Source organism: Streptomyces sp. NPDC014733, from assembly GCF_043083385.1.
In the GTDB taxonomy this organism is placed as follows: Bacteria; Actinomycetota; Actinomycetes; order Streptomycetales; family Streptomycetaceae; genus Streptomyces.
The window spans coordinates 21,848-44,780 of the sequence record NZ_JBIBYO010000005.1 but is presented as its reverse complement, the minus strand read 5'-3'; the positions used below and the strand labels follow the sequence as shown (position 1 = coordinate 44,780).

Genomic DNA, 22,933 nt, shown 5'->3' with positions numbered 1-22,933 from the left:
GCTGCCCGTTCGCCGTTGCCCGGCCCCCTGTCCCCTGTCCCCCGTCCCCTGTCCCCCGTTCTCGCTCCCCATTCCCCATTGCCCGTGATGGAGGCACCGCCATGGCCGCAGCCACCGCCCGCCCCTCTGCCGCAGCGCCCCCGGCGCGCCGCCCGACCCTCGTGCTCATCGGGCACGGCATGGTCGGCCAGCGGTTCCTGGAGGAGCTGGCGGACCGGGGCGTCACCGGGCGGACCCGGGTCGTGGTACTGGCCGAGGAACCCCGCCCCGCGTACGACCGGGTCCAGCTGACCTCGTACTTCGCCGGGCGCAGCGCCGAGGACCTCACCCTGACCGACCCGGAGTTCCTCGCCCGGCACGCCGTCGAACTGCACCTGGGCGACCCGGCGACCGCCGTCGACCGGCGGGCCCGCACCGTCACCACCCGCTCCGGCCGTACCGTCCGCTACGACACGCTGGTGCTGGCCACCGGCTCGTACCCGTTCGTACCGCCGGTCCCCGGGCGGGACAGCGCCGGGTGCTTCGTCTACCGCACCGTCGAGGATCTGCTCGCCATCGAGGAACACGCGGGTGGCGCGCGCACCGGTGCGGTGATCGGCGGCGGGCTGCTGGGACTGGAGGCGGCCGGTGCGCTCAAGGGGCTCGGACTGCGCACCCACATCGTGGAGTTCGGGCCACGGCTGATGTCCCTCCAGGTCGACGAGGGCGGCGGGCGCGCGCTGCGCCGCGCCGTCGAGGGGCAGGGGCTGCACGTCCACACCGGGGTCGCCGGGAAGGAGATCGTCACCGACGCGTCCGGGGCGGTCAGCGCGCTGGAGCTGTCGGACGGCAGCCGGATACCGGCGGACCTCGTGGTGTTCTCGGCGGGCGTACGGCCGCGCGACCAACTGGCCCGCGACTGCGGGCTGCCCGTCGGGGAGCGCGGCGGGGTCGTCGTCGACGCCCGCTGCCGCACCGGCGATCCGGCGGTCTACGCGATCGGCGAGTGCGCGCAGACCGCCGACGGCCTGGTGTACGGCCTGGTGGCGCCCGGGTACGAGATGGCCCGCACCGCGGCGGCGGCGATAGCCGGGCGGTCCGCACCGGAGTTCACCGGCGCGGACCGGTCCACCAAGCTGAAGCTGCTCGGGGTGGACGTGGCGTCGTTCGGCGACGCGCACGGCACCACGGAGGGCAGCCTGGACGTCGTCTACGCGGACGCCCGCGCCGGGATCTACAAGAAGCTGGTGATGGGCGCGGGCGGGGAGCTGCTGGGCGGGGTGCTGGTCGGCGACGCCGAGGCGTACGGCACGCTGCGTCCGCTGACCGGGTCGGTGCCCCCGGTGGCGCCCGAGGAACTGGTGGTGCCCGCCGGGGCGGGCGCCACGGCGCTCGGCCCGGGGGCGCTGCCCGACGACGCGGTCCTGTGCAGCTGCCACAACGTCACCAAGGGCACCGTCCGCGCGGCCGTCACCGCGCACTCCTGCGCCTCCGTGCCCGAGGTGCAGGAGTGCACCAAGGCCGGTACCGGCTGCGGCAGTTGTGTGCGGACCCTGACAGCCGTCGTCCACGACGAGCTGGCCGCGGCCGGCACCGTCGTCGACCCCGGCCTCTGCGGCTGCTTCCCGCACACCCGCGCGGAGCTGTACGAGATCGTCCGGACGCTGCGCCTGCCGTCGTACGCCGCGCTGCTGGAGTCGTACGGACGGCCGGAGGCGCGGGGCGGCGAGGGGTGCGAGATCTGCAAGCCGGTGATCGGCTCGGTGATCGCGTCGCTGGCGCCCTCGGTCGGCGCCGACGGGTACGTCCTCGACGGCGAGCAGGCGGCGCTCCAGGACACCAACGACCACCACCTGGCCAACCTCCAGCGCAACGGCTCGTACTCGGTGGTGCCGCGGATCCCCGGCGGTGAGATCACCCCGGAGAAGCTGATCGTCATCGGGGAGGTGGCCCGCGAGTTCGGGCTCTACACGAAGATCACCGGCGGGCAGCGGATCGATCTGCTGGGCGCCCGCGTCGAGCAGCTGCCGCGGATCTGGGCGCGGCTGGTGGCCGCCGGCTTCGAGTCGGGGCACGCGTACGGCAAGGCGCTGCGGACGGTGAAGTCCTGCGTGGGACGGACCTGGTGCCGCTACGGCGTGCAGGACTCCGTACGGATGGCGATCGCGCTGGAGCTGCGCTACCGGGGGCTGCGCGCGCCGCACAAGCTGAAATCGGCGGTCTCCGGGTGCGCCCGCGAGTGCGCGGAGGCGCGCGGCAAGGACTTCGGGGTCATCGCCACCGCGGGCGGCTGGAACCTCTACGTGGGCGGCAACGGCGGCGCCACGCCCCGCCACGCCGACCTGCTGGCGCAGGACCTGTCGGACGCCGAACTGGTGCGGCTCATCGACCGGTTCCTGATGTTCTACATCCGCACCGCCGACCGGCTGGAGCGCACCGCGGCGTGGCTGGAGCGGATCGAGGGCGGACTCGGCCACGTACGGGACGTGGTGGTGCACGACTCCCTGGGGCTCTGCGCGGAGCTGGAGTCCCTGATGGCGGCGCATGTCGCCCACTACCAGGACGAGTGGGCGCTCACCCTCGCCGACCCGCAGCGGCTGGCCCGCTTCGCCTCCTTCGTCAACGCGCCGGGCGTACCGGACCCATCGGTCCGCTTCGTCCCCGAACGCGACCAGATCAAGCCCGACCTGCCTCTGCTGACCGGACCTGACCTGCCCGTACGCACACTGGAAGGGACCTTCACCCGATGACCCCCACGGATGCCGCGGCCACGGACACGAGGACCGCACCGGCCCCGACGGCCACCGCGTCCCCCGGGACGCGTGCGGGGTGCGCCCCCGGCGTGCGGCCCGTGGCGGGCGCCCCGGGCGCCGTCGTCGAGGTGCACGGGCCCGGCGGCTGGTTCCCGGTCTGCGCGCTCACCGCGCTCACCCCCGGGCGCGGGGTCGCCGCGCTGCTGCCCGACGGCGGCCAGGCGGCGCTCTTCCGCGACCGGACGGGGACGGTGTACGCCATCGGCAACCGCGACCCGTTCACTGGCGCGCAGGTCCTCTCGCGCGGGCTGACCGGTTCGGCGGCGGGCCGCCCGTACGTCGCCTCACCGCTGCTCAAGCAGCGTTTCGATCTGGCCGGCGGGGCCTGTCTGGACGATCCGGAGGTGGCGGTGCCGGTGTATCCGGTACGGGTCCGGGAGCCGTAGCGGCGCCCGGTGCGCGCGCCGCCGAGCTGCACGTCCCGGGGAGACCACCGTCGCGGCGCCCGGGCCACCTCACCAAAGCGCCCCGGGCGCCCCGGAATCGCCCCCTGCGCCCGCCCGGCCCCGTGCGCCCCGGGCGTACGCTGATGCGCGTCCCCGACGGAGGAGGCGCCGTGCCCCGGTGGAACCCCAGCCACATCCCCGACCAGACGGGCCGCTGTGCCGTCGTCACGGGCGCCAACAGCGGCATCGGCTTCGCCACCGCGCGGGAACTCGCCCGCCACGGCGCCCGTGTGGTGCTGGCCTGCCGCAACGTGGCGCGCGGCGAGGCGGCTCTCGCCGAGCTGCGGCACGAGGTGCCCGCCGCCGAGGCGGAGTTCCGCCGTCTGGACCTGGCGGATCTCTCCTCCGTACGCGACTTCGCCGCCGGGCTCGACAGCTTCGACGCCGTCCGGCTCGACCTGCTCATCAACAACGCGGGCGTGATGGCGCTGCCCCACGGCACCACCGCCGACGGCTTCGAGCGGCAGTTCGGCGTGAACCACCTGGGCCACTTCGCCCTCACCGGCCTCCTGCTCCCCCGGCTGCTGGCCACCCCCGGGGCCCGTGTCGTCACCGTCTCCAGCTTTCTCCACGCCCTCGGCCGCATCGACCCGGACGACCTCAACGCCACGCACTCCTACGGGCGTTGGCGGGCCTACGGGCGTTCCAAGAGCGCCAACCTCCTCTTCGTCCACGAGCTGGCCCGGCGGCTGGCGGTGATCGGCTCCCCGGTGGTCGCGGCCGCCGCGCACCCCGGGTACGCCGCCACCAACCTGACGACCACGGCGCCCCGGATGGAGGGCCGCCGGTCCACCGAGCGCCTGATGGAGCTGGGCAACCGCCTCATCGGGCAGCGCCCGGAGGGCGGGGCGCTGCCCGTGCTGTGCGCCGCCACCGCCCCGCGCATGAAGCCGGACACCTTCGTCGGCCCCCGCGCCCTGCTCCGCGGCGCCCCGGCCCCCTCCCCCCGCGCCCCCTGGGCCCGCGACGACGCGGCCGCCGCCCGCCTCTGGGCGGCGTCGGAGGAACTGACCGGGGTGCGCTACGACTTCACGGCGGGCGGCGGGCGGAGACCGGTCTGAGCCCGGGCCCGTACCGCCCCGGGAGCGTCGGCCGGCGTGCCCGGGACGGCGACCGGCGCGCGGATGCCCGGCGCGCGCCCCCGCGGTACAGTGACGGCGCATCAACAGTGGACGAGACGAGGAGGTGGGACCCATCACCGCTGTACCCGGTGGGTGCTCTCACCCCGACATCGCGCGGTTCACCAGGCAGAGGTGACCGGAGAGCGCCCTTTTCGGCACCCCGAAAGGCCCTCATGCCCGCGCGTCACCCCGCTGCCCCCTCCTCCACTTCCTCCGCTTCCTCCGTTCCCTCCGCTTCCTCCGCACCGCCGTCCTCCCCCGGCCTCGTCGCGCGTCTGCGCGCCGCCGGGTGCGTCTTCGCCGAGGACGAGGCGGAGCTGCTCCTCGCCACCGCCCGCACCCCCGCCGAACTCGCCGCCATGGCCGAGCGCCGGATGGCCGGCCTGCCCCTCGAACACGTCCTGGGCTGGGCCGGGTTCTGCGGCCACCGGATGCGCGTCGGGCCGGGCGTCTTCGTCCCCCGGCGGCGCAGCGAATTCCTCGTCCACACCGCCGCCCGGCACACCCGCCCCGGCGCCGTCGTCGTCGACCTGTGCTGCGGTTCGGGCGCGCTGGGCGCGGCGCTCGCCGCCTGCGCCGGGCCGGTCGAGCTGCACGCCGCCGACATCGATCCGGCGGCGGTGCGCTGCGCCCGCGCCAACGTCGCCGCGGCGGGCGGCCACGTCCACGAGGGCGATCTCTTCGCCGCGCTCCCCCGGGAGCTGCGCGGCCGGATCGGCGTACTGCTGGCCAACGTCCCCTACGTGCCGACCCAGGAGGTCGGACTGCTGCCGCCGGAGGCGCGGGACCACGAACCGCGGGTGGCGCTGGACGGCGGCGCCGACGGCCTCGACGTGCTGCGCCGGGTCGCCGGGGCGGCGGCGCGGTGGCTCGCGCCCGGCGGTGTGGTGCTGAGCGAGACCAGCGACCGCCAGGCACCGGCGGCCCTCCGCGCCCTGACCGGCAGCGGACTGCGCGCCCGTACCGCACGGTGCGCGGACCGGGCCGCCACGGTCGTCCTCGGCTTCCGGCCCGCCGACGGTACGTAGCGCCCGCCGCCACCGGGGCGCCACGGGGCGCGCGGCCGCCCCGCCGCGCCCCCGGAAGCGCGCTCCGGGGCGCCCCGGACGGGCCGTCACCTCCCGGTTCAGCCGAAGGATTCGTCCAGTTGCCCTGCGGCCGTCACGCCCGTACGGCACAGTGGTCGGGCACCACGCGGTGATCGCCGATCACCGTCGGCACGCAACAGGCAGCGGACACAGGGGGCGAGGCCATGACGGACACCGGCACGGGCATCGGCAGACGGAGGTTGCTGACCGCCACCGGAGGGCTCACCCTCACCGGACTGCTGGCCGCCTGCGGCTCCAACACCGGTCGGGGCGGCGGCGGGTCCGGCCCCGGGATCAGCCAGTGGTACCACCAGTACGGCGAGCCGGGCGTCGAACGGGCCGTCAAGCGGTACGCCGACACCTATGAAAAGGCGCGCGTCACCGTGCAGTGGCGGCCCGGCGACTACGACCGGCAGACCGCCGCGGCGCTGCTGACCGACTCCGGTCCGGATGTCTTCGAGGTCAACGGCCCGACGCTGGACCAGATCCGCGGCGGTCAGGTCGTCGATCTGACCGCCGAGGTCGAGCCGGTCAAGGACGACTTCAACCAGGCGGTGCTGGCCCCCAAGATCTGGCAGGACCGGATCTGGGGCATCCCGCAGACCGTCGACACCCAGCTGCTCTACTACCGCAAGAGCCTCCTGAAGGACGCCGGTCTCGAACCGCCGCGCACCCTGGACGCCCTGGTGGACGCCGCGCGGAAGCTGACGACGGAGAAGACCAAGGGGCTGTTCCTGGGGAACGACGGCGGCGCGGGCGTCCTCGGCGGCACCCCGCTCTTCGCCGCCGGCCTCGGCCTGGTCACCGAGGACGGCAAGGTCGGCTTCGACGACCCGGCGGCGGCCCGCACCCTCGGCAAGATCCGCCGGCTGTACTCCGACAAGTCGCTGCTGCTGGGCGCGCCCACGGACTGGTCCGACCCGGCGGCGTTCCTCCAGGAGCTCACCGCGATGCAGTGGTCGGGCCTGTGGGCGCTGCCGCAGATCCAGCAGACCTTCGGCGACGACGTCGGTGTCCTGCCGTTCCCGGCGGACGGCCCGCACGGCGCACCGGCCGTCCCGGTCGGCGCCTACGCCTCGGCGGTCAGCGCGCGCAGCACCCGTAAGGCGGAGGCCAAGGCGTTCGCGTCCTGGCTGTGGATCGAACGCACCGACCTCCAGCAGGACTTCGCGCTGTCGTACGGCTTCCACATCCCGGCCCGGACGTCGCTGGCGAAGAAGGCGGCGCGGCTGCGGACCGGCGCCGCCGCGGACGCCGTGCGGTACGCGACCGACCACGGCCACGCCGAGCCGCTGCGCTGGACGACGGCGTCGCGCACCGCCTACCAGGACGCGCTGAGCCGCATCATCAAGGACGGTGCCTCCCCGGAGAGCGAACTGCGGACCGTGGTGCGCAAGGTCGACGCCGAGCTGGCCCGGGTCAGGAAGAGGTGACCGCGCGGACGGCGGAGGCGCTCCCGGACGGGCGGGGGGCGCGCGGCGCCACGGAGCGGGAACGGCCCACGCCCGGCACGGGGTTCTTCGGCCCGCAGCGCCGCTCCCTGTGGTTCTGGGTCTTCGTCGGCCCGTTCGCGCTGGGCCTGGCGCTGTTCACGTACGTCCCGCTGGCGTGGAGCGTCTACCTCAGCTTCTTCGACGCGCACAACACCGTCACCCCGACCGACTTCGTGGGCCTCGGCAACTACACGTCGATGCTGACGGACGGCGCGTTCCTCTCCAGCCTCGGCACCTTCGCGCTGTTCACCCTCTTCATCGTCCCCGCGACGTACGCGCTGTCGCTGGCGCTGGCCGTGATGGTCAACCGGCTCCGCGTCGCCCAGGCATTCTTCCGGTCGGTGTTCTTCCTGCCGACGGCGTGCAGTTATGTGGTCGCGGCGCTGATCTGGAAGCTGTCGCTCTTCAGCGGGGTGCGCTTCGGGCTGGCCAACACCGTGCTGGGGTGGTTCGGCGCGGACCAGACGGCGTGGCTGTCGACGACCGATCCGCCCTGGTACTGGCTGGTCATCGTGACCGTCCGGCTCTGGCTCCAGGCCGGTTTCTACATGATCCTCTTCCTCGCCGGGCTCCAGCGGATCTCCCCGCAGCTCTACGAGGCGGCGGCGGTGGACGGCGCGCGGCCCGGCTGGCAGACGTTCCGCCACATCACCTTCCCGCAGCTGCGGGCCACCTCCGTGGCGGTGGTGCTGCTGCTGGTGATCAACGCGTTCCAGGCGTTCGACGAGTTCTACAACCTGCTCAGCGACGCCCGCGGCTATCCGCCGTACGCCCGGCCGCCGCTGGTCTACCTCTACTACACGGCTCTCGGGCGGGAGCAGAACCTCGGGCTGGGCAGCGCGGGCGCGGTGATCCTCGCGCTGATCATCGCGGTGGCGACGGTCGCCCAGGCCCGCTGGCTCGGCCTCGGCCGCAAGGAGGACTGACCGCCGATGCACCACGCCTGGATCCGGGTGGGCCGCGCGCTGCGGGTGGCGCTGCTGTCCGCCCTGGCGCTGCTCTTCCTCGTCCCCTTCTACCTGCTGGTCCGCAACGGCCTGGCCACCGAGGCGGACATCACCGCACCGGACTGGACGTTCTTCCCGCGCCACGTGCAGTGGTCCCATCTCACCGAGGTCTTCACCGACCCGAACCTCCCGCTGGGCCGCGCGCTGCTCAACTCCACGCTGATCGCCGTCTCCACGACGCTCGGCACGGTGCTGCTGGCGTCGCTCGCCGGGTACGGGCTGGCCCGCATCCCGTACCGCGGCGCCCCCGTCGTCTTCTACGCGATCCTCGGCACGCTGATGGTCCCGGCGGCCGTCACCTTCGTACCGAGCTTCGTCCTGGTCTCGTCGCTGGGCTGGATCTCCACGCTGCGCGGTCTGGTCATCCCCACACTCTTCAGCGCGTTCGCCTGTTTCATCTTCCGGCAGTACTTCCTCGGCTTCCCCCGGGAACTGGAGGACGCGGCGCGGGTCGACGGCCTCGGGTACTGGCGGACGTACTGGCGCATCGTCGTCCCCAACTCCCGCCCGGTGTTCGCCGCCGTCGCCACCATCGTCTTCATCGGCGCCTGGAACGCCTTCCTGTGGCCGCTGGTCATCGGCCAGGACCAGGAGGCGTGGACGGTCCAGGTCGCACTGTCGACCTTCACCACCGCCCAGAACCTCAACCTCCACGAACTCTTCGTCGCCGCCGCGGTCTCCATCGCCCCACTGGTCGTGGTCTTCCTGCTGCTGCAGCGGTACATCGTGGCCGGGGTGGAACGGTCGGGGATCGACGACTGAGGAACGGCCCGGACCGGTGATCCGGCGTTCGGGCCGTTCCCGGCTCCGTTCCGCTGCCCTTCGGCGGACACCCCGGTCGTCCCGCATCGTTCCGGGACGACCGGGGTACGCTCCCCGGCATGCGCCCCCGGCCGACCGCCCGTGAGCCGCGTCCTCGCGGCGTCCACGGCGGCTGCGCGCCCCGCGGCCTGAGCTTCCTGCGCCGCCGCGGCCGGGTGGGCTCGCCCCCCGGCATCCGCTGTACGGCCTGATCCCGGCCGCCGCACGCCGGGCGGGCCCCGATCCCGCGCCGCCGGCCCGCCGCCTTCCTGCGGCCCGAAGTCTCCGGCCCGCGCCCCGCGCCCCGCCACACCCGTTTCCGCCCCCAGGAGGTCCCGTTGACGGCCATCGCCGATTCCGCCCCCGCCCTGCGCCCGTACCGCATCCCCGCGGACGGGCTCCACGAGGGCGAGCGCGTCCTGCGCCGCACCCCAGACGACTGGCAGGACCGGCCCTACGATCTCTTCGAGGTCCACCCGCTGGGCCGCACCCTCGGCGCCGAGATCCACGGGCTCGACCTGTCCCGCCCGCTGGGCCCGGCCCTGCACGCCGAGCTGAACCGGGCACTGCTCGAATGGAAGGTGCTGTTCTTCCGGGAGCAGCATCTGACCACCGCCGCCCAGCGCGCGTTCGCCGCCCACTGGGGCGAGCTGGAGACCAATCCGCTGCTGGCGACCGGCGGCGCCGCGGAGGTGGTGCGCTTCGACAAATCAGCCGGCGCCGTCCCGACGTTCGAGAACGTCTGGCACGCCGATGTCACCTTCCGCGCCCGCCCCGCCATGGGCGCCGTGCTGCAACTGCGGGAGGTGCCCCCGTCGGGCGGCGACACCCTGTGGGCCGACATGGCCGCCGCGTACGACAACCTTCCGGACCGGATCAAGGAACGCATCGAGGGCGCCCGCGCCGTCCACGACTACCTCCCCGGCTTCGCCCGCTTCTCCCCGCCCGCACAACTCGCCCCGTTCCAGGGGGCGTTCCCGCCGGTGGAGCACCCGGTGGTACGCCGTCACCCCGAGACCGGCCGCCGGATGCTCTTCGTCAACGCCTCCTTCACCACCCGCATCACCGGCTTCACCGAGGAGGAGAGCGACCGCATGCTGCGGCTGCTCTTCCAGCAGGCCCATGTGCCGGAGTTCCAGGTACGGTTCGGCTGGCGCCCCGGCGACATCGCCTTCTGGGACAACCGCGCCACCCAGCACTACGCGGTCGCCGACTACGCCCCGCACCGCCGCGTCGCCGAACGCGTCGCCATCGCGGGCGACCGGCCGTACTGAGGCCGAGGCGGCCACGGGGCCTCCGTGCAACGGGCCGGCCCCGGGCGGCGCGCGTCACCTTGACCGTCCTCATCCACCGCACACCGCACGAGGAGCATCCATGACCGACCCCGGCACGCCGCCCGGCGGTCCCGCCCTGCCTCCGCCGCCGCCCCCGATTCCACCGGAGGCGCGGACGACCGGCGGCCCGGTGCCGCGGAGCGCGGACGAGGCGCTGGAGATCGGCCGGAACCACTTCCCGCCGGTCGGCGCGCCCGGCGGCCCCACCGGCCTGTTCGTCCACGAATTCGCCGAGGGCTACCTCATCCACGCGGGCCGGCCGTCCCCGGAGGGCCCTGACGTCCCGCCGGCGCAGCCCGGCGGCAGCCATGTCGTCATCGCCAAGGAGAACGGCGAGCTGACCTTCCTGCCCGACTTCCCGCCGCCGGACGCCGTCGCGCTGTACCGCCGCCTCCGCGGAAACCGGCCCGGCTGACGCCCCGTGCGGCGGGCCGCTCCTGCCCGCCGTCGCGCCGCCGCCGGGGCCGCGTGGCCGGTACCACCTGTTCTCCTGTCAGTGCCCCACACCGCGCTGGAGATGAACGCGCCCACCACGGAGCCGAACGAGGCCATGGCAGAATTCGACCTCGCACGACGGGGGAAATGGGAGCGCATCCGATGACGCAGGCACGAATTATCGACTTCCCGGGTTCCTCCATTCGACTGGAATACGACATCGATGAGGTGAGCGAAGACCACGTCGGCGTGGCCAGGTTGGCGATCGCCAGCGTTTTCCAATTCTCGCAGCATCTGTGCATCCCGCTCGCCATGGAGGTTGAAACCTCTTACTGGGACAATGAGTTCGATCTCCCCGTCACTTCGCCGGCGCGCCCGCGAGGGTTCGGGATGCTGCGATGCAGCAACCTTCCGGAACGCGTCGTGGTGGCGCCACTGGGACGAAACGCCTCGGTTACCCACGTTCCAGATCTCAAGGAAAGCGTGGCGCTGGATTTCATCGAGGATCTTCTCTCCGGAGATGCATCCGACGCTTCCGGTCTCAGCATCGGATGGCAGGAGATCAATTTCGGCACCATGCTGGCCCGCCTGCCCGACAACTTCCTCCCGGAGGGTGAAAAATCCGTCGAGCTGGAAGTGGCGCGGGGGCACGTCGAACATCCCGTCAAGACCCTTGGCGACGCTTCCTGGATTTACGGTCCGATCGGAGCGTCCGCCGTCCACGCGCCGTTCGCATATCGAATCCATAGAGACCAGGGCGAGGTCACGCTGGACATCTCCATCTACTGGTCCCTCTGGGCCCCCGGAGGCCCGGGGCGTCCCCACGTCGATCGAGCCGTCGAGAACCTGTGCGCGGAGGGGTGGCGGCAAGCTTGACCTCGGGCAAGGAAGAGAATCCCGCAGCGAACAAGACGTACATCGCTTAATTCACCCACGGGGCGCAGACGATATGTTCATCGACGCCCACGACGCCCTTCACGACGGGGACGCGCTCCTTGCGTGCGGGGACGAACTCGTTGAACAGGAAGTCAGCCACCGCGACGGAGCAGGCCGACCGCTTTTTTGCGTGGCATCGCATAGCGAAGGCGTTCCTTCCGGGCTGAATAGGTCCCAGCATCCCGAGCGGGTGAGGCGCGCGATGGGGAACGCCCGGTGGGGCGTCGGCGTAGGCGAATGATATTCATGCACCGTCGGAAATGCGACAGTCAAGGAAACCTGACAAAGACACGTCCTCCCCCAGTGAGCAGAGGTCCGGGCAGTCTGCCGCCCGGCCCCACGAAGCGCCCCGACCACGCCGGATCGCACCGAACGGGAGTCAACCGACCATGTCCCCGCACGCCGACACCCCGCCCACCACGCCCGCCGAAGCGATCGCCCTCGTCCGTAGCCGCTACGCGGAGCCGACGTCGGCCGATGGCACGCCGGTTCCGCTGGCGGCTGAGGAATTCGACATCGGCTATCTCGTCTTCCCCGTATTCCCGCAGGCATCCCGGACCGACGCCGCGGGGAACCCGCTTCCCGCGCCGCCCGGTGGGGCGAAGGTCGTGGTGTCCAAGGCGACCGGTGAATCCGTCACCGTGCCCAACCTCCCCACCGAGAGCGCCATCGCGCTCTACCGGGAGCAGAACGGGTAATTCCGGCAGGGGCGAGGCAGCCCCGGAAGCGGGGCTTCAATGGCGGTGTGCCTGACCGCCGGTGCGGACGGACGCCCCGGACGGCTCCGCCCGCTGGACCGCTCATCCCTCGCCCGCCTGACCGCCGCGGAGGAGGGCCGCCCCCAGTGGCGTCAGGGTGTGCAGCACCGCGTTGCCGCGGCGGAGGGTGAAGAGGAGCCCGGCCTCGCGGAGCACCGTGGCGTGCTGACTGGCGGAGGCGAGGGAGACATCGGCGCGGCGGGCCAGTTCGGTGGTGGTGCAGCCGGCTCCGATGCCGCGGAGGATCGCGGAGCGGGTGTGGCCGACGAGGCGCCCCAGGGAGCGTCCGGGCGTCACCACGCCGGTGGCGCGCGGGACGGGGTGGTCGACGGGGTAGACCAGCACCGGCGTGAGGTCCGGGTTGTGGAAGGTGACCGGCGTGCGGCGGCAGAAGTAGGACGGCATCAGGAGGAGGCCGCGGCCCCCCAGATGGAGGTCGCGGTCGACGGGGTACTCCACCTCCAGCACCGGGGCGCACCAGCGCAGTGTCGACGGGAGGGTGGCGAGCAGCCGGTCGGCGCCGCCGTCGAGCAGGGCCCGGCCCCGGGCGGCGCGGTCGGCCTCTATCCGGGCCTGGAGCCGCGGCCAGTAGGGGGCGACCGCCGCCGCGTGGTACCGCTGGAGGGCGCCGACGAGATGGCCGAGCTGGCGGGTGTCGCCGTCGCCCATGGCCCGTATCCAGGTGGGCAGGGGGCGGGCGCGGGCGAGCCCGGCGAGTTCGGTGTGGACGCGGGCGGGCGGTGTCTCGCGGAGCGCGGACAGCGCGGCGTCGACGCCGAGTTGCCCCTCGGGCGGGGTGAGGAAATCCGGGAAATATCCGCGGGTGGGCACCAGCGGCGCCAGCAGCCGCGTTTCGCCGTTCAACTTTTCCCGGGTTTCCGCGCGCCATTTTCCGAAGGCCAGGCCGTCCCGCCGGTCACGGAGTCGGTGAAAACTTAAAATGGTTTCCCACAGCGCATCGGGGCGCGCCGCTATCCGCACGCGGGCCAGATCGGGTCCACTGAAATGGACGCGTAACACCGAACCCCACCCCTGGTTACCTCCGACGACCCCGGCCCACGCCTGAGTATGCACGCCGATACGCGCGGTCACCATGGCCTTTTGGCCAGACTTGAAAAGGGTCGCGCACAGGGGTGGACACGAGGAATGCTGTACTCAATTCAACGCCGATGTACGCGGTCCGGATTGCTCGATCCCGTGGGGGGTGACGGGCATGGAACCAGCCGCGCCGCATTGCGTTGAAAGCCGCCCCCACGCCGACATGGGAGGCGGCGGCTCCCGAGGGGGGAGTTCGGAAAAAGGCGAGGGCGGCACCTCCGCACGGGTGCCGCCCTTGTCCGCATGGACTGCGCCATGTCCTGCGCCGGTACCGACCCGGCGGGCCCGGCCACTCCCGCGGGCCCCCACCACGGCAGAAACCGAGGGCGGCACCTCCGCACAGGTGCCGCCCTCGTCGGTCCGGAGCCTCGGCGCGGCGGTGAGGGTGGTGGTGCCGGCCGGTGGCCCCGGTGGGAGTACGGGTGCCGGACGTGTGAGGGCACGGCCGGCACCCGTGGTTCAGCGGCTGTCGCTCCCCTTGGCCTCGGCGGCGGCGCGGCCGGCCTCCAGACGGGCGACCGGGATACGGAACGGCGAGCAGGAGACGTAGTCGAGTCCGGCCTCGTGGAAGAAGTGCACGGACTCCGGGTCGCCGCCGTGCTCACCGCAGACGCCGAGCTTCAGGTCGGGACGGGTGGCCCGGCCGGCCGCGGCGGCGTTGCGGACCAGCGAGCCGACGCCGTCCTTGTCGATCGTCTCGAAGGGGCTGACGCCGAAGATGCCCTTCTCCAGGTACGCGGTGAAGAAGCTGGCCTCGACGTCGTCGCGGGAGAAGCCCCAGACCGTCTGCGTGAGGTCGTTCGTACCGAAGGAGAAGAAGTCGGCGGACTCGGCGATCTGACCGGCCGTGAGGGCGGCGCGGGGCAGTTCGATCATGGTGCCGAGGGTGAGCTTGAGGCTGACGCCGTGAGCCTCCTCGACCTCGGCGATGACCTGCTCGGCCTCGTCGCGGACGATCTCCAGCTCCTGGACGGTGCCGACCAGCGGAATCATGATCTCCGCCCGCGGGTCGCCCTTGGCCTCCTTGCGCTCGGCCGCGGCCTCCGCGATGGCGCGGACCTGCATGGCGAACAGGCCGGGGATGACCAGGCCGAGGCGGACACCGCGCAGACCCAGCATCGGGTTCTGCTCGTGGAGCTTGTGGACGGCCTGGAGGAGGCGGAGGTCGTTCTCGTTGGCGTCCTTGCGGGCCTCGGCGAGCGCGACGCGGACCGACAGCTCGGTGATGTCGGGCAGGAACTCGTGGAGCGGCGGGTCCAGCAGCCGGACGGTGACCGGCAGTCCGTCCATCGACTCGAACAGCTCGATGAAGTCGGCCTTCTGGAGCGGCAGCAGCTGCTCCAGGGCGGTGTCCCGGTCGGCGTCGGTGTCGGCGAGGATCAGGCGCTCGACCATCTCGCGGCGCTCACCGAGGAACATGTGCTCGGTGCGGCACAGGCCGATGCCCTGGGCGCCGAACCGGCGGGCGCGCGCGGCGTCCTCGGCGTTGTCGGCGTTGGCGCGGACCCGCAGCCGGCGGACGCGGTCCGCGTAGGCCATGATCCGGTGGACGGCCTTGACCAGCTCGTCGGCGTCGTCGGCGCCGGCGTGCATCCGGCCCTCGAAGTACTCGACGACCGGGGACGGGACGACGGGCACCTCACCGACGTAGACCTTGCCGGTCGAGCCGTCGATGGAGACGGTGTCGCCCTCCTCGACGACCACGCCGTCCTGCGTCGTCATCCGGCGGCGCTTGGTGTCGACCTCCAGCTCCTCGGCGCCGCAGACACAGGTCTTGCCCATGCCGCGGGCGACGACGGCGGCGTGCGAGGTCTTGCCGCCGCGGGAGGTGAGGATGCCCTCGGCGGCGATCATGCCGTTGAGGTCGTCGGGGTTGGTCTCGCGGCGGATGAGGATGACCTTCTCACCCGAGCGGGACCACTTGACCGCGGTGTACGAGTCGAAGACGGCCTTGCCGACGGCGGCGCCCGGCGAGGCGGCGATGCCCCGGCCGATGATGTCGGCCTTGGCGCCCAGGTCGAAGCGGGGGAACATCAGCTGCGCCAGCTGCGCGCCGGTGACCCGCTGCAGGGCCTCGGCCTCGTCGATGAGTCCCTGGTCGACGAGTTGGGTGGCGATGCGGAAGGCGGCACCGGCGGTGCGCTTGCCGACGCGGGTCTGGAGCATCCAGAGCTTGCCGCGCTCGATGGTGAACTCGATGTCGCACAGGTCCTTGTAGTGCGTTTCGAGCGTCTCCATGATCTGCATCAGCTCGTCGTACGACGCCTTGTCGATCTGCTCCAGGTCCGCCAGCGGGACCGTGTTGCGGATACCGGCGACGACGTCCTCGCCCTGGGCGTTCTGGAGGTAGTCGCCGTAGACGCCCTGGTGGCCGCTGGCCGGGTCGCGGGTGAAGGCGACGCCGGTGCCGGAGTCCGGGCCGAGGTTGCCGAAGACCATCGAGCAGACGTTGACGGCGGTGCCGAGGTCGCCGGGGATGCGCTCCTGGCGGCGGTAGAGCTTGGCGCGGTCGGTGTTCCACGAGTCGAAGACCGCGCGGACGGCGAGGTCCATCTGCTCGCGCGGGTCCTGCGGGAAGTCCCGGCCGGTCTCCGCGGCGACGATGCCCTTGAACTGCTCGACCAGCGTCTTGAGGTCGCCCGCGTCGAGGTCGACGTCGACGGTGACGCCCTTCGCCTTCTTCGCCTCCTCCAGCGCCTCCTCGAAGAGATCACCGTCGACGTCCAGCACGGTCTTGCCGAACATCTGGATGAGGCGGCGGTAGGAGTCCCACGCGAACCGCTCGGAGCCGGCCTGCTGCGCCAGGCCGCCGACGGAGGCGTCGGAGAGACCGATGTTGAGGACGGTGTCCATCATGCCGGGCATGGAGAACTTCGCACCCGAACGCACCGATACGAGCAGGGGGTTGTCGGCCTGGCCGAGCTTCTTGCCCATCTGCTGCTCAAGGGCGTCCAGATGCCGCGAAACCTCGGCACGGAGTGCCGCGGGCTCCTCCCCGCTCTCCAGGTAGACCTTGCAGGCTTCGGTGGTGATGGTGAAGCCGGGCGGGACCGGGAGACCGAGGTTCGTCATCTCGGCGAGGTTGGCGCCCTTGCCGCCGAGCAGGTCCTTGAGGTCCTTGTTGCCCTCGGTGAAGTCGTACACGAACTTCGCGGACGCAGGCTTGGTTACGTGGGGATTCTGTGTTTCCGACACGGGACTGGACTCCTCGCGGATGGCTGCCCTGACGGCGAGGAACATACCCAGATCGAAGGCATCTGGGTACGTCCACTTGGTCGACATACGCACGTAACCGCCCGTCCGCCACCGGATCGAAAGGAATATCTCCTTGACGGGTGAATACATCACTTGAACGAATGAACGCGGAGCGTTGCGGGATTGCCAACTTTTCTCACTCTCCGCCTTTGATTTATACAGGAGGTGAACATCAACCACGTGGCACCCAGTGCCAGCATTGGAGAGGTGGACCCCCCTGCGGGTTGCTCATCTGAGCGCAAGGGTTATCAGGGGTGGCGAGAATCACGCGCTCGGACGGGCTACGGTCCCATCATTCGAGCACTCGCGGGTCCGATTCCGGATCCGCGCCGGGCGGCCGGGGCGCCCGGTCGGCCGATGCCTCCGGGCGGCGGCGGCCGCGGGCGGGAAAGCTGGCGGGGAGGGAGCACCCCACGGCAAGGAGTGAGCGATGGCCCGCCCGCACGACAGCCCCGGCCCCGGCCCCGAGGACGCCGCACCCGGTACCGCCCCCGGCGACGGCGTCGGCAACACCGCCTACGGCCGCAAGCCCTTCTCCCGGTCCCGCAGCCACTTCGCCGACCGCATCACCGCCGACGGCCGGTCCGGCTGGCCGGTCGAGGCGGGGCGCTACCGGCTGATCATCAGCCGCGCCTGCCCCTGGGCGAGCCGGGCGGTGATCTCCCGGCGGCTGCTCGGGCTGGAGTCCGCGCTGTCCATGGGGATCGTCGACCCGATCCAGGACGACCGCAGCTGGCGCTTCACCCTCGACCCCGGCGACCGTGACCCGGTCCTCGGCATCCGCTTCCTGAGCGAGGCGTACGACCGGCGGGAGACGGGGTACCCGGGCGGGGTGAGCGTCCCGGCGGTCGTGGACGTGCCGAGCGGGCAGCTCGTCACCAACGATTTCCAGCAGATCACCCTCGACCTGGCCACCGAGTGGCGGGCGCTGCACCGGCCCGGGGCGCCCGACCTCTACCCCGAGGCGCTGCGGGAGGAGATCGACGAGGTGATCGAGGGCGTCTACCGGGACGTCAACAACGGGGTCTACCGCGCCGGGTTCGCGACCGGGCAGGCGGAGTACGACACGGCGTACGCGGCGCTCTTCCGGCGGCTGGACCTGCTGTCGGAGCGGCTGGCCGAGCGGCGCTACCTCGTCGGGGACACGATCACCGAGGCCGACATCCGGCTCTTCACCACGCTGGTGCGGTTCGACCCCGTCTACCACGGCCACTTCAAGTGCAACCGCTTCAAGCTGTCCGAGGACCCGGTGCTCTGGGCGTACGCGAAGGACCTCTTCCAGACGCCCGGGTTCGGGGACACCGTCGACTTCCACCACATCAAGCAGCACTACTACCGGGTGCACACCGGAGTGAACCCGACCGGGATCGTGCCGGGCGGGCCGGAGCTGGACGGCTGGCTCACCCCGCACCACCGCGAGGAGCTGGGCGGGCGGCCGTTCGGCGACGGCACCCCGCCGGGGCCGGTACCGGCGGGTGAGACGGTGCCGCCGGACGGGCGGCCGTGAGCGGGGACCGGCCGCGCCCGGCGGCCGCGGCGCCCGGCCCGCCGCGGAGCCGCGGCTCAGCCGCCGGAGGTGTCCAGTTCCGCGTCGGCGTCGACGCCGGTGCAGTCGTTCGGGTCGTCGAGCCAGCCGTCGGGCAGGACGACGCGGTCCCGGCCGGAGGTGCGGCCGCGCGGGCCGTCGGCGCCGGCGGGCCAGGGCTGGTCGCCGTCGATCTTGCCGAGCAGGTCCTCCAGCTCCGCGAGGGAGGAGCTGACGGCGAGACCGCGGCGCATCTCGGAGCCGACCGCGAAGCCCTTGGTGTACCAGGCGACGTGCTTACGGAAGTCGATCACGCCGCGCTTCTCGTCGCCGATCCACTCGCCGAGCAGCGCCGCATGCCGCACCATCACGGCCGCGACCTCGCCGAACGTCGGCTCGGTGTACTTTCCGGTGCCCTCGAAGGCGGCGACCAGATCGCCGAAGAGCCAGGGGCGGCCCAGGCAGCCGCGGCCGACGACCACGCCGTCGCAACCGGTCTCGCGGACCATCCGCAGGGCGTCGTCGGCGCACCAGATGTCGCCGTTGCCGAGCACCGGGATCTCCGGGACGTGCTCCTTGAGGCGGGCGATGGCGTCCCAGTCGGCGGTACCGCTGTAGTGCTGGGCGGCGGTCCGGCCGTGCAGCGCGATGGCGGTGATGCCCTCCTCGGCGGCGATCCGGCCCGCGTCGAGGTAGGTGAGGTGGCCGTCGTCGATGCCCTTGCGCATCTTCATCGTCACCGGCAGGCTGCCCGCGTTCTTCACCGCGTCGCGCAGGATCGCGCGCAGCAGCGGCCGCTTGTACGGCAGCGCGGAGCCGCCGCCCTTACGGGTCACCTTGGGGACCGGGCAGCCGAAGTTCAGGTCGATGTGATCGGCGAGATCCTCTTCGGCGATCATGCGGACGGCCTTGCCGACGGTGTCCGGGTCGACGCCGTACAGCTGGATCGAGCGCGGCTTCTCGGACGCGTCGAAGTGGATCAGCTGCATGGTCTTCTCGTTGCGCTCGACCAGCGCCCGCGTCGTGATCATCTCGCTGACGAAGAGCCCCTTGCCGCCGGAGAACTCCCGGCACAGCGTCCGGAACGGGGCGTTGGTGATCCCGGCCATGGGCGCGAGCACCACGGGCGGGGACGCCGTGTGCGGTCCGATCTGGAGCGAGGTCATGACAGGAGGGTTCCTTCGGCGGTCGGGGGCGGTGCGGTGCCGGGACGACCCGGCGGTGCGGCCTCCCATTGTCCCGCATCCGGCGAGCGGCCCCCACGGGCGGCCCGGGTGGGGCGGGGACCGGAATCCGCCGCCCGGCCGGGCCGCCCCGCGGATATCGTTGTAGCGTTCAACCATGTCTGAGCTGAGCCACCGGCGGCGCCTGCTCGTCCTGGCGATCTGCTGTATGAGCCTGCTGATCGTCAGCCTCGACAACACCGTCCTCAACGTCGCACTCCCCTCCCTCCAGCACGAGCTGCACGCCTCCGTCTCCGGTCTGCAGTGGACCATCGACGCCTACACGCTGGTGCTGGCGTCGCTGCTGATGCTGTCCGGCTCGACCGCGGACCGGCTCGGGCGGCGCCGGGTCTTCACCGTGGGCCTCACCGTCTTCGCCCTCGGCTCGCTGCTGTGCAGCCTCGCGCCGAGCCTGACCTGGCTGGTCGTCTTCCGCATGATGCAGGCCGTCGGCGGGTCGATGCTCAACCCCGTCGCGATGTCGATCATCACCAACACCTTCACCGAGCCACGCGAACGGGCCCGGGCGATCGGGGTGTGGGGCGGTGTCGTCGGCATCAGCATGGCCGCCGGGCCGGTCGTCGGCGGGCTGCTGGTGGAGTCCGTCGGCTGGCGCTCGATCTTCTGGATCAACGTCCCGATCGGCGCCCTGGCCCTCTTCCTCACCCTGCGGTACGTCCCCGAGTCCCGCGCCCCGCGGCCGCGCCGCCCCGACCCGGTCGGTCAGCTGCTGGTCATCGCGTTGCTGGGCGCCCTCACGTACGCGATCATCGAGGCGCCGGGGAAGGGCTGGCTCTCCGCGGAGATCCTCACGTTCGCCGCCGTCGCGCTGGCGGCGCTGGCCGCGCTGATCGGCTACGAGCGGCGGCGCCGGGAACCCCTGATCGATCTGCGGTTCTTCCACAGCGCGCCGTTCAGCGGCGCCACCGTCATCGCGGTCTGCGCCTTCGCGTCGCTGGCCGGCTTCCTCTTCCTCAACACGCTCTACCTCCAGAACATCCGCGGCCACTCCGCCCTGGAGGCCGGGCTCTACATGCTGCCGATGGCCGGGATGACGCTGGTGTGCGCACCGCTGTCCGGGCGGCTGGTCGGCAACCGCGGGCCCCGGCTGCCGCTGCTGCTCGCGGGGTGTGCGATGGGCGCCAGCGGGCTGATGTTCGCGGCGTTCGACGCCGAGTCGACCACGGCCCTGCTGTTCACCGGGTACGTCCTGTTCGGCATCGGCTTCGGCCTGGTCAACGCGCCGATCACCAACACCGCGGTCTCCGGGATGCCGCGGGCGCAGGCGGGCGTGGCGGCGGCCGTGGCGTCCACCAGCCGGCAGGTCGGCTCGTCGCTGGGGGTCGCGGTGATCGGCGCGGTGCTGGCCGGCGGCGTACGCGCCGCGGGCCCGGGCGGTGCGGCGAGCGCGGCGGCCGCGGCCGACTTCGTCGCGGCGGCCCGCCCCGCGTGGTGGATCATCGCCGGCTGCGGCGCCGCGGTCCTGCTGCTCGGCGCCCTGACCACCGGCGTCTGGGCCCGTACGACGGCCCTGCGCACCGCCGGGCTCTTCGACGGCGAGACGGCGCCGGAGGCGGTGCGGGCGGGGGCGCGGGGGCCCGGCCGGGGGCCGTGAGGCGCGGGGCGCCACCGGCAGCGGGGCGCCCGCCGCCCGCGTGCGCCCCGTTCTCCCAGGTCAGCGCCCCGCTGCCGCCACGCCCAGGAACCGCAGCACCGCCAGCACCCGGCGGTGGTCCGCGTCCGCCTTCGGCAGGTCGAGCTTGGTGAAGATGCTGTTGATGTGCTTGGCGACGGCGCTCTCGCTCACCACCAGCTGCGCGGCGACGGCGGAGTTGGAACGGCCCTCCGCCATCAGCGCCAGCACCTCCCGCTCCCGGGCGGTCAGCCGCTCCAGCGGATCGCTCGCCCGCCGGATCAGCAGCTGGGAGACGACCTGCGGATCGAGGGCGGTGCCGCCGCCGGCGACCCGGCGCAGCGCCTCGACGAACTCCTCGACGTCCGCGACGCGCTGTTTGAGGAGGTAGCCCACCCCGCCGGTGTGGGCCGCGAGCAGATCGGCCGCGTACCGCTCCTCGACGTACTGGGAGAGCAGCAGCACCGCGGTGTCCGGGTGCTCCCGCCGGATCGACAGCGCGGCCCGGACGCCCTCGTCCGTGAAGCCGGGCGGCATCCGGACGTCCACCACGGCCAGTTCCGGGCGGTGTTCGGCGACGGCGGCCAGCAGTCCGGCCGCGTCCCCCGCCTCGGCGGCGACCGTGAAACCGGCCATCTCCACCACCTTGACCAGCCCGATCCGCAGCAGGACGGAGTCCTCCGCGATCACCGCACGCCGCACGCCGTCCGTCCCCTCGTCCGCGCCGGGCCGGGGGGCGGGCGCCGCCGGCGCGCTCACCCCGGACACGGCAGCTCCACACTCATCGTCGTCGGGCCGCCCACCGGACTGCTCATCCGGAACGTCCCGTCCACCGAACGCACCCGCTGCGCCAGCCCCTTGAGGCCGCTGCCCCGGGCGGGATCGGCCCCGCCCGGCCCGTCGTCGGCGATCACCACCCGCAGTATTCCGCCGATCCGGGCGACCGTCACCTCGGCCCGGGTCGCCTCGCGGGCGTGCTTGGCGACATTGGTCAGCGCCTCGGAGACGACAAAGTACGCGACGCCCTCGACGGCGGCGCTCGTCCGCTCCAGGGGCTCGACCCGCAGCCGCACCGGCAGCGGTGCGCGGGCCGCGAGCCCGGACAGGGCGGCGTCCAGGCCGAGTTCGTCGAGGACGGCGGGGTGCAGTCCGCGGACGAGGTGGTTCAGCTCCTCGATCGCGTCCTTCGCCTCGCGGTGCGCCGCCTCGATCACCTCCCGGGCCTCCGGCGGCAGATCGGTCAAGGTCGCCTTCGCCAGCCCCAGGTTGAGGGCGAGGGAGACCAGCCGCTGCTGGGCACCGTCGTGGAGGTCGCGTTCGATGCGGCGGCGCTCGGCGTCGGCCGCGTCCACCGCCCCGGCCCGGCTCGCGGTCAGGTCCTCGACCCGCCGCGCCAACTCGTCGTGGCGGCTGACGCCCAGCACCGCCCGCCCCACCAGGTTCTCCAGCCGGACCAGACCGGCGGCGCCCGGGACGACGGCGGCCGACGCGAGCAGCCCGAGGCCGGTGAGGTAGGCGGCCTGGGTGGTGTAGCCGGGGTGGCCGATGCGCCACTGCCAGGGCAGCGCCCAGATCCACAGCAGCACCGTCGCGGCGGCCACCCCGGCCACCAGCAGTGCCAGCAGCAGGAGTTCGAGGGCGCCCAGGAGCGGGCCGATCAGCCAGTTGTAGCCGAACTGCTGCCGCAGCCGCCGGAATCCGAGGCGCGGCAGCTCCACCCCGCACAGCGCCCGGAACCGCCACCGCTGGACCTCCGTGAGGCCCGGCCCGGCGGCGCAGAGCAGGGCGAGCGGGGCGGCGAGGACCACCGGGGCGTCCGCGTCGCTGCCGGTCAGCGTCGCCCCGAGGAGCAGCGCCGCCCACAGGTACAGCGGGACCACCAGCAGATGCGGCAGCACCCCGGCCGCGACGAAGAGGAGGTCGCGCCGGAGCCGCAGCGCTGCCCGGCGCGACCGGGGCGGGAGGGTCATGCCGGAACCGTACGGGGC

19 protein-coding genes are annotated in these 22,933 nt (G+C 72.8%); 13 read left to right on the top strand and 6 right to left on the bottom strand.

What is annotated here, in order from left to right:
• Nucleotides 1-101: 101 nt before the first annotated feature.
• From nirB to ACF1BH_RS13910, 10 genes are all read left to right on the top strand, one after another.
• Nucleotides 102-2,729 carry a nitrite reductase large subunit NirB gene (nirB, locus tag ACF1BH_RS13955; protein WP_391642701.1) on the top strand — a complete coding sequence of 876 codons (2,628 nt, stop codon included), beginning with the start codon at nucleotides 102-104 and terminating at the stop codon, nucleotides 2,727-2,729.
• Nucleotides 2,726-3,178 carry a nitrite reductase small subunit NirD gene (gene nirD / locus ACF1BH_RS13950; RefSeq protein ID WP_391642700.1) on the top strand — a complete coding sequence of 151 codons (453 nt, stop codon included), beginning with the start codon at nucleotides 2,726-2,728 and terminating at the stop codon, nucleotides 3,176-3,178. The genes nirB and nirD overlap by 4 nt, the downstream gene beginning before the upstream one ends.
• 170 nt (nucleotides 3,179-3,348) lie before the next feature.
• The gene (locus ACF1BH_RS13945) at nucleotides 3,349-4,299 is read left to right on the top strand and encodes an oxidoreductase (protein WP_391642699.1); all 951 of its coding nucleotides are present in this window, start codon (nucleotides 3,349-3,351) and stop codon (nucleotides 4,297-4,299) included.
• A 233-nt stretch (nucleotides 4,300-4,532) separates the two neighbouring features.
• Complete coding sequence (locus tag ACF1BH_RS13940; protein ID WP_391642698.1) at nucleotides 4,533-5,387, top strand: putative protein N(5)-glutamine methyltransferase; 855 nt, start codon at nucleotides 4,533-4,535, stop codon at nucleotides 5,385-5,387.
• A gap of 224 nt (nucleotides 5,388-5,611) precedes the next feature.
• Nucleotides 5,612-6,880 carry an ABC transporter substrate-binding protein gene (locus ACF1BH_RS13935; RefSeq protein ID WP_391642697.1) on the top strand — a complete coding sequence of 423 codons (1,269 nt, stop codon included), beginning with the start codon at nucleotides 5,612-5,614 and terminating at the stop codon, nucleotides 6,878-6,880.
• A gap of 107 nt (nucleotides 6,881-6,987) precedes the next feature.
• On the top strand, nucleotides 6,988-7,866 hold the full coding sequence (locus ACF1BH_RS13930; RefSeq protein WP_391643062.1) for a carbohydrate ABC transporter permease: 879 nt from the start codon (nucleotides 6,988-6,990) through the stop codon (nucleotides 7,864-7,866).
• A 6-nt stretch (nucleotides 7,867-7,872) separates the two neighbouring features.
• Complete coding sequence (locus tag ACF1BH_RS13925; RefSeq protein WP_391642696.1) at nucleotides 7,873-8,709, top strand: carbohydrate ABC transporter permease; 837 nt, start codon at nucleotides 7,873-7,875, stop codon at nucleotides 8,707-8,709.
• Nucleotides 8,710-9,086: 377 nt separating this feature from the next.
• Entirely contained in the window at nucleotides 9,087-10,022 is a 936-nt protein-coding gene (locus ACF1BH_RS13920) for a TauD/TfdA dioxygenase family protein (RefSeq protein WP_391642695.1), read from the top strand.
• Nucleotides 10,023-10,122: 100 nt separating this feature from the next.
• Entirely contained in the window at nucleotides 10,123-10,497 is a 375-nt protein-coding gene (locus tag ACF1BH_RS13915; RefSeq protein ID WP_391642694.1) for a hypothetical protein, read from the top strand.
• Between the two features lie 182 nt (nucleotides 10,498-10,679).
• Nucleotides 10,680-11,393, top strand: coding sequence for a hypothetical protein (locus ACF1BH_RS13910; RefSeq protein ID WP_391642693.1), 714 nt, complete (start codon nucleotides 10,680-10,682; stop codon nucleotides 11,391-11,393).
• A gap of 46 nt (nucleotides 11,394-11,439) precedes the next feature.
• Here ACF1BH_RS13910 and ACF1BH_RS13905 read toward each other — a convergent pair whose 3' ends face one another.
• Nucleotides 11,440-11,595: a hypothetical protein gene (locus ACF1BH_RS13905; RefSeq protein WP_391642692.1), complete on the bottom strand. Its 156-nt coding sequence runs from the start codon at nucleotides 11,593-11,595 to the stop codon at nucleotides 11,440-11,442.
• A gap of 247 nt (nucleotides 11,596-11,842) precedes the next feature.
• On the opposite strand from ACF1BH_RS13905, the gene ACF1BH_RS13900 reads away from it, so the two are divergent.
• The gene (locus ACF1BH_RS13900) at nucleotides 11,843-12,151 is read left to right on the top strand and encodes a hypothetical protein (RefSeq protein WP_391642691.1); all 309 of its coding nucleotides are present in this window, start codon (nucleotides 11,843-11,845) and stop codon (nucleotides 12,149-12,151) included.
• A 102-nt stretch (nucleotides 12,152-12,253) separates the two neighbouring features.
• Here the strand turns inward: ACF1BH_RS13900 and ACF1BH_RS13895 are convergent, their stop codons facing one another.
• Entirely contained in the window at nucleotides 12,254-13,075 is an 822-nt protein-coding gene (locus ACF1BH_RS13895) for an ArsR/SmtB family transcription factor (RefSeq protein WP_391642690.1), read from the bottom strand.
• A gap of 693 nt (nucleotides 13,076-13,768) precedes the next feature.
• Entirely contained in the window at nucleotides 13,769-16,549 is a 2,781-nt protein-coding gene (gene ppdK, locus ACF1BH_RS13890) for a pyruvate, phosphate dikinase (protein WP_391643061.1), read from the bottom strand.
• A 445-nt stretch (nucleotides 16,550-16,994) separates the two neighbouring features.
• Here ppdK and ACF1BH_RS13885 point away from each other — a divergent pair, with 445 nt between their 5' ends.
• Nucleotides 16,995-18,071 carry a glutathione S-transferase family protein gene (locus tag ACF1BH_RS13885; protein WP_391642689.1) on the top strand — a complete coding sequence of 359 codons (1,077 nt, stop codon included), beginning with the start codon at nucleotides 16,995-16,997 and terminating at the stop codon, nucleotides 18,069-18,071.
• Between the two features lie 56 nt (nucleotides 18,072-18,127).
• Here ACF1BH_RS13885 and dusB read toward each other — a convergent pair whose 3' ends face one another.
• Nucleotides 18,128-19,255: a tRNA dihydrouridine synthase DusB gene (gene dusB, locus ACF1BH_RS13880; protein WP_391642688.1), complete on the bottom strand. Its 1,128-nt coding sequence runs from the start codon at nucleotides 19,253-19,255 to the stop codon at nucleotides 18,128-18,130.
• A gap of 175 nt (nucleotides 19,256-19,430) precedes the next feature.
• Between dusB and ACF1BH_RS13875 the strand changes: the two genes are divergently transcribed.
• Nucleotides 19,431-20,927, top strand: coding sequence for an MFS transporter (locus ACF1BH_RS13875; RefSeq protein ID WP_391642687.1), 1,497 nt, complete (start codon nucleotides 19,431-19,433; stop codon nucleotides 20,925-20,927).
• Between the two features lie 60 nt (nucleotides 20,928-20,987).
• Here ACF1BH_RS13875 and ACF1BH_RS13870 read toward each other — a convergent pair whose 3' ends face one another.
• Both ACF1BH_RS13870 and ACF1BH_RS13865 read right to left on the bottom strand, forming a co-directional pair.
• Nucleotides 20,988-21,635: a response regulator gene (locus tag ACF1BH_RS13870; RefSeq protein WP_391643060.1), complete on the bottom strand. Its 648-nt coding sequence runs from the start codon at nucleotides 21,633-21,635 to the stop codon at nucleotides 20,988-20,990.
• Between the two features lie 65 nt (nucleotides 21,636-21,700).
• Nucleotides 21,701-22,915 carry a sensor histidine kinase gene (locus ACF1BH_RS13865; protein ID WP_391642686.1) on the bottom strand — a complete coding sequence of 405 codons (1,215 nt, stop codon included), beginning with the start codon at nucleotides 22,913-22,915 and terminating at the stop codon, nucleotides 21,701-21,703.
• Between the last annotated feature and the right edge of the window lie 18 nt (nucleotides 22,916-22,933).

What these genes read in the sequence shown, in the direction of transcription:
- nirB (WP_391642701.1), top strand. Translation starts at nt 102, where the DNA reads ATGGCCGCAGCCACCGCCCGCCCCTCTGCCGCAGCGCCCCCGGCGCGC.
- nirD (WP_391642700.1), top strand. Translation starts at nt 2,726, where the DNA reads ATGACCCCCACGGATGCCGCGGCCACGGACACGAGGACCGCACCGGCC.
- ACF1BH_RS13940 (WP_391642698.1), top strand. Translation starts at nt 4,533, where the DNA reads ATGCCCGCGCGTCACCCCGCTGCCCCCTCCTCCACTTCCTCCGCTTCC.
- ACF1BH_RS13935 (WP_391642697.1), top strand. Translation starts at nt 5,612, where the DNA reads ATGACGGACACCGGCACGGGCATCGGCAGACGGAGGTTGCTGACCGCC.
- ACF1BH_RS13925 (WP_391642696.1), top strand. Translation starts at nt 7,873, where the DNA reads ATGCACCACGCCTGGATCCGGGTGGGCCGCGCGCTGCGGGTGGCGCTG.
- ACF1BH_RS13915 (WP_391642694.1), top strand. Translation starts at nt 10,123, where the DNA reads ATGACCGACCCCGGCACGCCGCCCGGCGGTCCCGCCCTGCCTCCGCCG.
- ACF1BH_RS13910 (WP_391642693.1), top strand. Translation starts at nt 10,680, where the DNA reads ATGACGCAGGCACGAATTATCGACTTCCCGGGTTCCTCCATTCGACTG.
- ACF1BH_RS13905 (WP_391642692.1), bottom strand. Translation starts at nt 11,595, where the DNA reads ATGCGATGCCACGCAAAAAAGCGGTCGGCCTGCTCCGTCGCGGTGGCT.
- ACF1BH_RS13900 (WP_391642691.1), top strand. Translation starts at nt 11,843, where the DNA reads ATGTCCCCGCACGCCGACACCCCGCCCACCACGCCCGCCGAAGCGATC.
- ppdK (WP_391643061.1), bottom strand. Translation starts at nt 16,549, where the DNA reads ATGTTCCTCGCCGTCAGGGCAGCCATCCGCGAGGAGTCCAGTCCCGTG.
- ACF1BH_RS13885 (WP_391642689.1), top strand. Translation starts at nt 16,995, where the DNA reads ATGGCCCGCCCGCACGACAGCCCCGGCCCCGGCCCCGAGGACGCCGCA.
- dusB (WP_391642688.1), bottom strand. Translation starts at nt 19,255, where the DNA reads ATGACCTCGCTCCAGATCGGACCGCACACGGCGTCCCCGCCCGTGGTG.
- ACF1BH_RS13875 (WP_391642687.1), top strand. Translation starts at nt 19,431, where the DNA reads ATGTCTGAGCTGAGCCACCGGCGGCGCCTGCTCGTCCTGGCGATCTGC.
- ACF1BH_RS13865 (WP_391642686.1), bottom strand. Translation starts at nt 22,915, where the DNA reads ATGACCCTCCCGCCCCGGTCGCGCCGGGCAGCGCTGCGGCTCCGGCGC.